7 protein-coding genes are annotated in these 11,763 nt (G+C 37.6%); 4 read left to right on the forward strand and 3 right to left on the reverse strand.

Going from position 1 to position 11,763, the window contains the following annotated elements; genetic code table 11:
* Positions 1 to 12 precede the first annotated feature (12 nt).
* Positions 13 to 1,407, forward strand: a complete 1,395-nt coding sequence (locus tag PVK63_RS16380; protein ID WP_274440756.1) for a fructose-specific PTS transporter subunit EIIC — start codon at positions 13 to 15, stop codon at positions 1,405 to 1,407.
* Between the two features lie 265 nt (positions 1,408 to 1,672).
* On the forward strand, positions 1,673 to 4,939 hold the full coding sequence (locus tag PVK63_RS16385) for a M66 family metalloprotease (RefSeq protein WP_274440757.1): 3,267 nt from the start codon (positions 1,673 to 1,675) through the stop codon (positions 4,937 to 4,939).
* Between the two features lie 102 nt (positions 4,940 to 5,041).
* On the opposite strand, the gene PVK63_RS16390 is transcribed toward PVK63_RS16385, so the two are convergent.
* Complete coding sequence (locus tag PVK63_RS16390) at positions 5,042 to 5,605, reverse strand: HdeD family acid-resistance protein (RefSeq protein WP_130086428.1); 564 nt, start codon at positions 5,603 to 5,605, stop codon at positions 5,042 to 5,044.
* A gap of 269 nt (positions 5,606 to 5,874) precedes the next feature.
* Between PVK63_RS16390 and PVK63_RS16395 the strand changes: the two genes are divergently transcribed.
* Complete coding sequence (locus PVK63_RS16395) at positions 5,875 to 7,140, forward strand: mechanosensitive ion channel family protein (RefSeq protein WP_130086427.1); 1,266 nt, start codon at positions 5,875 to 5,877, stop codon at positions 7,138 to 7,140.
* A gap of 436 nt (positions 7,141 to 7,576) precedes the next feature.
* Here PVK63_RS16395 and PVK63_RS16400 read toward each other — a convergent pair whose 3' ends face one another.
* Both PVK63_RS16400 and PVK63_RS16405 read right to left on the reverse strand, forming a co-directional pair.
* Positions 7,577 to 9,562 carry a hypothetical protein gene (locus tag PVK63_RS16400; RefSeq protein WP_274440758.1) on the reverse strand — a complete coding sequence of 662 codons (1,986 nt, stop codon included), beginning with the start codon at positions 9,560 to 9,562 and terminating at the stop codon, positions 7,577 to 7,579.
* 379 nt (positions 9,563 to 9,941) lie between these two features.
* Positions 9,942 to 11,336 (reverse strand): HNH endonuclease, encoded by a 1,395-nt coding sequence (locus PVK63_RS16405; protein ID WP_274449267.1) that lies wholly within the window; start codon positions 11,334 to 11,336, stop codon positions 9,942 to 9,944.
* Between the two features lie 163 nt (positions 11,337 to 11,499).
* On the opposite strand from PVK63_RS16405, the gene PVK63_RS16410 reads away from it, so the two are divergent.
* Complete coding sequence (locus PVK63_RS16410) at positions 11,500 to 11,703, forward strand: hypothetical protein (protein WP_274440760.1); 204 nt, start codon at positions 11,500 to 11,502, stop codon at positions 11,701 to 11,703.
* Positions 11,704 to 11,763 lie beyond the last annotated feature (60 nt).

Below are 11,763 nucleotides of genomic sequence, written 5' to 3' on the forward strand. Positions count from 1 at the left end.
AGGATTACTTTTATGTCAACGATGACTGCAACAACTCAACCATCTGGTGATTGGAAACAAACACTATCCAAATTAAAAGGACACCTGCTTTTTGGTACTTCTCACATGCTTCCATTCGTGGTCGCTGGTGGGGTACTTTTGGCTCTAGCGGTAATGGCGACAGGTAAAGGTGCGGTTCCTGATACGGGTATTCTAGCGGATATCTCAACTATCGCGATTAAAGGTCTTGTACTTTTCCCAATCATTCTTGGTGGCTTTATTGGTTACTCTATTGCGGATAAACCAGCATTAGCGCCTGCATTTATTGCATCAGGTATTATGGCTGATTTAGGTGGTGGCTTCCTTGGTTGTATCGTTGCTGGTTTCATTGCTGGCGGTGTGGTTCTTCAACTTAAGAGACTGCCTATTCCTGCACATTTAAGCGCACTAGGTGTTTACTTTATCTATCCTCTTGTTGGTACGCTAGTGTCTGCGGGTATCGTAATGTGGGGCTTAGGTGCAGCTATTTCTTCTTTCATGGTTGGCATGAATGAATTCCTAGCATCGATGGCGGGTTCTTCTAAAGCAGTACTTGGTGCGATTCTTGGTGGTATGACGGCGTTTGATATGGGTGGCCCAATCAACAAAGTAGCAACGCTATTTGCTCAAACACAAGTAAACACACAACCATGGCTAATGGGTGGCGTTGGTATCGCGATTTGTACTCCACCTCTAGGTATGGCTCTTGCGACATTCATGTTTAAAAAGAAATTCTCTAAAGAAGAGCAAGAAGCAGGTAAAGCAGCAGCAATCATGGGTTCGATTGGTATCTCTGAAGGGGCTATCCCATTCGCAGCAAATGACCCAATGCGTGTTCTTCCGTCTATCGTTGCTGGTGGTATGGTTGGTTGTGTGTTCGGCTTCATGACTGATGTTTTACTTCATGCACCTTGGGGTGGTCTGATTACGGCTCCTGTATCTAGTAACATTCCAATGTACGTAGTTGGTATTGCTCTGGGTTCATTAACAACAGCGATGATAGTTGGTTTCTGGAAGCCGGTTTATGTTGAAGAAAATGATGCAGCTACAACAGCGCCAGTACAAGCTCAAGCGACACCAGTTGCAGGCGAAGGTGAGTATGATGTTCTAGCGGTAACATGTTGTCCTTCAGGTGTAGCACACACGTTCATGGCAGCAAAAGCACTAGAGAAAGCAGGTGCAGCAGCAGGCATCAAGATTAAAGTTGAAACACAAGGGTCTAACGGCTTGGTGAATAAACTGACAGCAAAAGATGTTGCGAACGCGAAGTTCATCATCCTTGCTCATGATATTCCAGTAAAAGAATCAGACCGTTTTGCAAATATTCGCCAAGTTGAATGTTCAACAAAAGAAGCAATGAAAAACGCGTTAACACTGATTCAAGGTTAACTGTAAAATACAGAAAAGACTAACCATCTTCTCTGAATAAAATCTCCTAACTAAAAGCCTCTTAGTCCCCCTTAGAGGCTTTTTTTTGTTTCGGTTATGTTATTGAATATAATGAATTTTTCGATAAAATAGTTTAGTTTTTTTTCTGTGGCACATAAATGACTGTAATTTTGTGGTGTTAGTTCAAATTTTTAATCATACGAATAACTAATATATTTAAAGTGAAATATATTCAGCCAAAATTTAACTTAACTGTTTGGACTGTATGAAAAAAACATATATTGCCTGCTTAATTTCTGCCGTTTTGACGAGTGGATCTGTGTTTGCGGCTCAAAATAATACCGAGATTAATTATTTCAATCAAAAAGACCTTGGCTCAGATACGCAAGGTAACCTTCTTGGTAGCGTGAGTTTAGCGCAGAGTTTAACACTGCCAACGACGAATAAAATTCAAGATGATCGTCATCCTCATTTAGTGTCATTACGTAAAACATTGGTTATTTTTGAACCATTGGCGAATGAAGTTGAATTGAATGAATCGATAACGCTTATTGCAAAAAATGCACAAGGTGAAACTGTGCACCAAGCAGTAATGCAATTACCAACACAACAACCAGCAATTGCAAGCCAACTGGATGTTGAAGTAGATACGACTCAACCAGAACAATTTGAGCGTCACCTTACGCATTACAATGAGATATCATTGATTGCAAATGAAGAAGGTCAACCTGCTTTTAGAGAACTATTAAATAAGCATAATACTATTCATGTAGAGCTAAGTGACCATCACTGGATGAAGCATTTTACCTTGCCTGAAAGTGAAGCGTTTAATGATAAATTAGTGACATTCTCTTCTCATGCAGGTTACAACTCACATATCCAACACTCGACTGGCAATGATACGCTGAGCCGAGGAACATCACTGACGTACCATAATGTCGGTGGCAAATGGTATGGTAAAGGTGACATGGACATCCAAAAGGTTGCTTATAGTGACAAAGCGTACACTGTAGCACTTCCTGCTGAAGTGATGCAGCCGGGCTTAACCTTAACCTTCTCTACTAATGAAGGCCAAGAAGGCCTATTAACGGATATTAAACTTGGTGCAAATACTAACTTTATTATCAATGCTGTTGATATCGGTCTATTAACTGAGCCTCGCAATGCGTTTTCATTTGCGAAAGAGCGTGAATTACAGCGTCAATATTTCCAAAATATTCAAGTAAGTAAACTGACGGTAAACCCGTATGAGTCTATTCACTTCCCTGAAATTATGCTGCCAGATGGCCGATTACTGCAAGATTATGATCCAAGTAAAGCAGATGGTTACGGCAGTGATTCACATTACCGCGTCGCTCGTGAGTTAGTGTCTGCGGGCATTAACAGTGCAAACTATGGTGTTAACTCATCTAATGTACGTAGTGCTACCGCTTGGAATATTGATAATCCATACCATGCTGTTCAAGTAACGGTAAATATGTCTGTGGGCAAGTACTCTGGCGGTTTAATTAATCACGGTATGCTAGGTTCTTACGTGGGTGTTGCATCGGTTGCTAACTCTACAGGTAACGAATTTAGTCATGAAGTGGGTCATGAGTTTGGCGTAGGCGCTCACTACCCAGGTGGTTTTAACGGTGCAGTACATAACCGTTCAACTGAGCGTAACTCTGCATGGGGATGGGATGCCAATAAGAACATCTTTATTCCAAACTTCACTCGTGAAGCGAACAATCAAAGCATGTGTGCTGAAGGTGGGTGTGCAGAACCATTTGCTGGTCACATGTTTGGTAAAGGCACCATGTCTGGTGGTTGGCCATTATATCCTTCGCAAAATGCATACACGCTTTTAGCACCTTATGAATCAAGTGTGTTCCAAGATGCGATGGAATCAAAAGCGAACTTTGATCTAAATTCACCAACTGGCTACAGCAAATGGGATCATGAAACGCAAAGCATGGCACCATGGACGTATAGCGTGAATGATGATCTTGGTCGCCTGTTAACGACGATCTCTAATACCGATTCATTGCATGAATTTGGACCAGAAGATACAAAGCTTCAAGAGTTGTATGCAAGGTTTAATCTAATCCATTTCAATATGGGTAATGGTTACTGGGCAAGAGATATTCATCTGACTAACGATGTTGCTTTTGAAGGTAAGATCGCGGTTGTTGAATCGTGGGCAGGATGGACCGCTTATTTACACCTAAATGGCACAACGATTTCATTGCCAACGGGCAGTAAGTTTGCTTACCAATATACCAATGGTGAATGGGTTGAAATTGAAAACGATGTTCTAAATAAGAAGGTCGAACTAACACCATCAAAACAAGGCGTAGCGGTAACAACACTTGTGGGTTACTACGATCCTGAAAACACATTACCAAGCTACATTTACCCTGCACTGCACGGTGCGTATGGTTCTGTGTATGAAGATAACTTCAGCCCCTCTTCTTGTCAGTTAGAAGTGATGACACAAGAAGCGGGAGTGAAAACGTATAATCTACATAACCGTCGTTTAACAACAGGTAAGATGAACCGTTTCCACGTTAACGTTGAGACTGCTCTGAAACCATATCAAGCGAATGTCGTGTGTAATGATGAAACATTAGATAGCATTGAACTGGCAGCGCCAAAAGCACCACTAAAAGTAAGCATTATTACTACTGAATCAGGTTTTGCGCCTGAGATTATCGGTGCAGATAATGTGGTTCTTGCTCAAGGTGCCGAGTTTGATCCATTAGCAGGTGTAAAAGCGACAGATGACTATGATGGTGATGTGACAGCATCGATCACCGTTGATGGTGTTGTTGATACCAATATGGCGGGTCGTTATACCTTAACTTATAAAGCGTATGATAATGCCGGCAGTGAATCAGTTGTTACTCGTCAGATTGATGTACACAGTGAAAAACCAGTATTTGTGGGCGTTAATGATTTAACGATTGATGCAGGTGCAGCATTTGATCCAATGTCTGGTGTGTCAGCAACCGATGCAGAAGATGGTGATATTTCATCTAAAATCCAGGTATCAGGAAGCGTAGACGTTAATACTGCAGGTATCTACACACTGACTTACCGCGTTATTGATAGTGCGAGTCAAACAGTGACTGCTACCCGTAATATTACGGTAGTTGCCGAAGTGGAAAACTGTGAAGATGCATGGACAATGAACGGAACGTATGTTGCTGGTGATCTTGTTGCACATAATGGCGCAATATGGCAAGCGGGTTGGTGGACAAAAGGTGAAGAACCTGGCACAACAGGTGAATGGGGCGTTTGGAAAAAAGTCTCAGACAGCGGTTGTTCAGTTGATAAGCCTGTGACACCAGATCCAGAACCAACTCCACCACCATCAGGTGAGCACCCACTTTATCAAGCAGGAACAAGCTATAAAGAAGGTGACATCGTAATGGGTAAAGATGAGCAATTATACCAATGTAAGCCATGGCCTAACTCTGGTTGGTGTTCAAACCCAAGCTATGAGCCAGCAGTGAGTGCATTCTGGCAAGACGCATGGAATAAATTATAATTTTAATTAAATTATTTAGTTAAAAGATAATGATTGAAAATGCCACTTATCTATAGGTAAGTGGCATTTTTTTAAAACTACTTTCTATGAACCGCTTAGAAATTATTGATTATTAGCCACTTTTTTCATTCGTAGACCAAGAAAAACAAAACTGATACCTTCTATTAGTAGCGATACACCAACAAAAGTGCCGAGTAATGATAATGAAAACTCAGGATTATCTAATAGGCTAAAGAAGTACCCACCAATAACGACAGAAAGTAATCCACTTAAAATAACCATGCCACTACCAGGTAGATTTTTATTGGTAAATCCAAAAATCATGCGTGTTAGGCCGTTAAAGATCATAACCACAACCATGATGGTAGTGATAGTCATAAGCCCTTCTAGTGGCTTAAAGAGAATAAATACAGCACCAACAATATAAAATAAGGCACTTAATACATACCATAGCTTTTCTTTCCAAGAGTGAATGTGAAAAGTATGATAAACCTGAACCAAGCCTGTGATTAATAATAGCGTGCCAATGATCGTCGAAATCGTCACACCAGCCATCACTGGTAAGCTAGTCGCACCTAATCCTGCGACTGCAACTATTACACCTACAGTAATAAAGTATTTCCAACTTTTTGAAATTAAAGCCTGACTTAGTGTTTGATTTTCCATTTTAACCTCTGAGTTAAATATAAGAGACGCTTTGATTGTAGTCCTAAATATAAGATTTAACTGGAAAGCAAACTAAGTTTTCAGATTTTGTGATCATGTGCATATTTTGGTCTCTTTGTATAAGAAAAACACCGTTTCTTAGAGGGAATAGCGTCATCAGGCATTTTGTACAGTTATAGAGCCTATACTAAAAATAGTGCTTGTAGAAACAAGCTAAAAGTCTATGATTATTAACATATTAAATGTCCTAGGAAATTAAGGGTGGCTGCGTGTTAGAGCATCATGTTCGAGACTATATTTCAGATAAATTAAGCGCCTTAGGGATCAACAGTGATCCTTATGGGATTGAACTTACTATCGTATTTGTATCGGTGGTTATCGGCATTGCTATTATTGGTCACCTAGTTACTCATCATATTATCGTTCGCACCATTAAAAATGTACTGCATCGAACAAATGAACCCTTATTTGATGCGTTTGCTAAATATAAAGTACTGGAAAAATTAACGCTTCTTGTCCCTGTAATGGTATTGGATCTATTGATCCCATTGGCACTTGGGCATTACACATTACTATCAGCCATTGCAGATAAAGTTCTCAGTATCTCTATTCTCGTCAGTTTTATAAGGTTAGTTTTTGCCTTACTTGATGCGCTTAATGATGTTGCTACTTTCAAAGGCATTACCCGTCGAATGCCAGTTAAGAGCTTTGTTCAACTGATTAAGTTATTTACCTTTTTTGTTGGCCTTGTGGTATCCATGTCTATTCTTGCCAATGAATCACCGGTTATTTTCTTGAGTGGGTTAGGGGTTGCTACCGGTTTTGTGATGTTGGTATTTAAAGATACGATTTTAGGTTTCGTGGCAGGAATTCAGCTTTCAGCAAACCGAATGATTACGTTAAATGACTGGATTGAAATGGATTCGTTTAAAGCCAACGGTTCAGTTGAAGAGATTTCATTAACCACCGTAAAAGTTCGAAACTTTGATAATACTGTCAGCATGATCCCAGCTTATGCGTTGGTTCAAAACGCCTTTATTAATTGGCAAGGAATGTCAGATTCTGGTGGTAGACGTATTAAACGAGCAGTAAATATTGATGTAAATTCGATTCGTTTTATGACTGATGATGAAATTGAATCACTGAAAGGTATTCGAATTTTGCGTGAGTACTTATTTGAGAAATCAAAAGAAATAGCTACATTTAATGAAGAGTTGGATGATATTCCTCATTTAGGTAACACTCGCCAAATGACTAATGTCGGGATTTTTCGTGCTTATTTGGCCGCTTACTTGCGTACCAATAAAGATATTCATTCTTATATGCTATTCATGGTGCGTCAGTTAGAACCAACCCCTGAAGGTTTGCCATTGCAGATTTATGCGTTTACCAATAATACGGATTGGGTATTCTACGAAGGGGTACAAGCCGATATCTTCGACCATATTTATTCCATCATGCCATTATTTGATTTACGCCCTTACCAAGCGTTAAGTGGCCACGATGCTGCAATGATTGGTAAATCGAAGGGGTAGAGTCGGTATTACTGAGGTAGTGGAAATCACTGCCTCAGTTCATTCGTGGAATAGTTTAGATTTCAGATACAAAAAAGCCCCAGCATTTCTGCTAGGGCTTTGAATGTGGTGGAGGGATAGGGATTTGAAAACTATCCCTAACTCTTCTATCTGCATTAAGCTGATAAATTTCAATGAGTTCAATCTATATCACTTTTAAATATTTGTCCAGTTGAAAATGACGATTGGATGATTCTAAATTTAAACTAATGTGAGATATATTTATCCTGAATAAACGTATACCGCCTAACTGACTTTTAAATAGTATTGTTTCAGGTGTTTTGCTAATTTTGTGATCTATTGGTTGCCTTAAATATGGGAAGTCTTCACAGGAAGAATAGGTGACTAAACCTTAACCTTATTTGGTAACAATTCTCCAATAAGCATTAGGAGGCATTTACTTTTGTGTGAGGATCTCGGCAATATCTTGTTTGTAAAACTCTTTTAACTGCGCATATTTTATCTTTTTACCATGTAAAGATTTTAAACAAAGTGGGCACATGCCATTTTTGGCTTTATTTTTCATATTGTCGAAATTTGATTTAATAGGAGAGTGAGTTTCGTTGCCACAATGAAATACAAGAGATACTTTGGTTGTGCTGATGATGTTTTCAAGTTTGGTTATGTTATTTACAACTTCTACAGAAGCATTTATGTAATGAGTAGATCCCGAAAGTAAGCCAACAATTATTGCTCGGTTTAGCCACCATGCGCGAATAAGCTCTAGAGTTTTACTTACACTTGGAGCATTTTTTTCGCAATGTTCATTAGTTAGGAACCGAACATTATCATCACAAATAAAGCAATATGGGCCTTTGTGGTTATTCATCCTATCTGTTCGCGCTCTAAAATTAGGATGAAGAACTAATGATCTCCCTATTGTAAGGCTCTCACCACAATTGTATGTTTTGGTTTGATTTTTATTGGCAACATTCTCGTTTCTATCGGGGGTTCTATTGACAAGGTAGCCGTTAGGGTGAGACTTTTGAATTTCCTGCTTGTACGCTACATATGGTTTAAAATTGCCGTCACCCGCACCACAACAATCACACCAAGAGTCATACATAATTCTGATTTTGCTATTTTTAAGGCAGTTAGTCCATTCAGATAAGGTTTTTTTCGTTTCTTTCTGAGTATTTTTACAACGTAAAGATAGTTCAATTTCTTGGCCCTTTTGATTGTATCTTGCAGGAGCTAAGCTTATATAGTTATTCCATTCGTCTACGCTACCCATTTTTGTGAGTCTAATTATTTTTACTATAGCTTTATAGCTTTGTTTTATTGTTCCTGCTAGAGCGGAAGAATCGGTAAGAGTATTCTCTGTGTTGAGGCAGAACCAGCAAAAATACCCATTTGAGGCTTTGATATCTCTAGCCGTTTCATATAAGGAGTCACCAATATGGTTTGAATTCTTACAATTTAGGCACTGAATACCATCTTTACTAGTATTCTGAATTAGCTGATTTTGTAGGTTGGTACTTAGGTCATTCCATAGTGTACCCAGTTCATTCTTATATACTATTTTTCTATTTAGCTGATGGCAAGCTTGCATCCGAACGCTTTTGCATTGGCTATTACTACAACCTAAAGGGAAATCGTTTAAGTAGCTTTGATTGAGTGTCGCATTCCTGCCGCAATGCCCACATTGGTACTTAATTTCCTCACCGATGATTAAGGAAGCTTTATTATTTATAATTTGGTGATTTTTATTACTCTTGTGTGCAGCATCAATAATGTGTTCGTAACGCGACTCCAATAATTGAGCGGTAGTTATTGGAAGTTGTTTGAGTTCTTGATTTAAATCGAGTGATTCAATGTTTGTTCTGTAGGTTGGAGCTTGCTGTGCAAAAGCATCATCAAGTTGTTTTTTTAGTTCAATCATAGTGTAACGTTTAGGTGGGTTTACTACTATCCAATGTCCTAACTTACGGTTTTCAAATATCTCTTTTTTTTTGATATCCCGATCGATTACTTCAATATCACTGCGGTGTGATTGATGACCTTGAAACTCTACAGCTATATACTTCCCTTTTTCTTCGCCAAGTATATCTATTTCAAGGTTACCCCCAAGCAACGTGCGGTCATTATATTTCCACTTGAAAGAGGGAAACGCACTTTTCATAAATGAATAGAGTGTACTTTGCCCCATTAATATTTTCGTATTGCCCCATGTACAATTGATGGCCTCGTTTAAGTTCCACCATTTAGAGCGATTATGGCCATTAATGTCGTTAACTCTGAATGTTATAGCTCCTTTAGAACCCACTTTGAGGTCAATTATTTCAGCATAATTGTTACTAGCTGAAGTGATTATCTCGTTTATTTTGTTCTGATCAATAATTTGATCGTTAATAAGTTGGTCAAGTTTACTGTGTGTGATCACGCAGTGATTTATAGGTCCCCGCAGCCTACCTTTTGGTAGGTTTTGCAGTGTGTATAAATCGTTGTTATTCCATTTATCTATCGTGATTAAATATCCTTCACTTTTGCGCTGAATAGTTCCACTATTTCCAAATGTATTTAGGAATATCTCTGTAATTTCGATGATGTATTCTCACTAAGTAATATATTTACAGAATGCAACTTCAGTATAATTGATTAATTATTAGTATTACGGTGATATCTTTGCCAGATTACCTTCAAAATCGTGAAAGCATTCTATGTTGTTATTTTATCGTTCAGGTATTCAATCTGGTCGATTAACCGTTTGTAATATTTATATATCATCTACAAAGTTGATTTAAACTCTTATTTCAACAACTTTATGAGTAGCCATTATTAATTATAATTTTTGATAGTAGAGCTTTCTTATCTTTTTCATCATCAACGATATGCATTTTTCTATGACAGTTTGGGCATAGTGCGACTGCATTGTCTATTGAATCTAAGCCACCGTCATTTAAAGGTTTTATATGATGAACCTCTAAATATGGCAAACCATTATTAGTTTTAAATGGGGCGTGATTTCCACACAATTCACATACTCCACTAGATCGCGTCATCACAAAAGCACTTATTAACGCATTACGTTTATATACTGTCTTAGATACTTTCTCTTTTTGTACAGGATTGAATGAATGTAATGCTATTTCTTTTATTTTGTTAACTTCAAAATTATGTATTTTTTCAAAATTTGCATCGTTTGAGTTTTCTTTTAAAAAATCCATATCTATTACTCTATTTGACTCACCATCTACTTTCAAAGTGAAAATTAATACACTCCTCAAATTACCAGAAATGTCAGGTAACTTTTCATTGGATGGTTTTCCTATAAGCTTTACTTTACCTCTATAAATATATTTTTTTGAATCTTTCATGTGCTCGAATAGACATAAGTTCACATTATTTTCATTCGACTCTGCAAGAGTTTTGTTTTGAGCAAAATTAAGACTTTGCTCCCCCCTTGATCCCATACCTTCAAAATAGCAAACATCACCATTCCACATACTATCTCGGTTATTTATAAAAATAACTAGGGAGTTAGTAGCATGTGATCTCCTCATTCCTCCTTGGGATGAACATTTGAAAATTTCAGTAATTCTTAAATTGGTTAATTCATCACCTTTTTTTAGGTTAGAAAAATCATTAAAATAAATGGACTTAAAATATTCGATATGAAGTAGTTTAGAAGTTTTGCCAGAAAAATTTGCGGAAGAATTATTCTTGACTCTATGGATAGTTGAATCATTAGCTTTAATTAATCTAGCTAAATCTGATTGCTTTAAATAAGAGAGAATACTATGTATTTTTTCATGGTCAGTTGTTTTAGGAAGTTTAGATTCTTTTTCTTCACAATCATCGCATGATAATACTTTATCATTAATTGAGTTAGGTATTAATACAGTTTTGCACGTATCAATGCTAATTTCTTCAGCACAATAAGCACATTTTTCACCTTGTTCCGTTAACAAGCTTTTTAATTTAGATTTCTCAAGGTGGCATCTATCTTCTACTAAATCTTTTACTGCAATGTAATTACTTCCAAGCGCTAATTCTATCTTCGAAATAGTATCAAACTTTGGTTTATTTATAGTGCCATTTAGGACCCTTGTGAGTGTGTTCTTACTTACCCCAGATTCCTGGCTAAGCTTTTTTTGAGTCCAATTGTTATTTTTCAACTCACTAGAGAGCCAGTCTTTGAAGAGTTTCTCATTCATATTCTTTACTCCACAGTCTATTAGTACCATACATTATCATAATCACACTAAATCACACCAGAGCAAAAAAATGAAAAAGTACTTTACTTTTGGCAAGGGAATGCTAGATTTCATTTGCTGTAACACCAAATCACATATTATTGAAATATTATAAGGAAATTGTATGAGTAGTGAATTAATAAAAGCTCTGGCCCTTTTTACAGGCGTACCATTTAGTAGAATTAATAATATTTTTCTTTTAGTTGAGCTACAAAATCCCATGGCATTAAGTGAGATTGACTCATTGAATGAGTTGTCAAAATTCATAATGGAATTCAACGAATGTCATATGCTTGAGTTGGATTCACTTAGAGCAACAAAGCTATAGCATCTATTGCTCCGTATCACCTTGAGACAGCTACTTTACTTTGGTTGATAGTGATAGTGA

Source organism: Aliivibrio sp. S2TY2 (assembly GCF_028765525.1).
GTDB lineage: Bacteria > Pseudomonadota > Gammaproteobacteria > Enterobacterales > Vibrionaceae > Aliivibrio > Aliivibrio finisterrensis_A.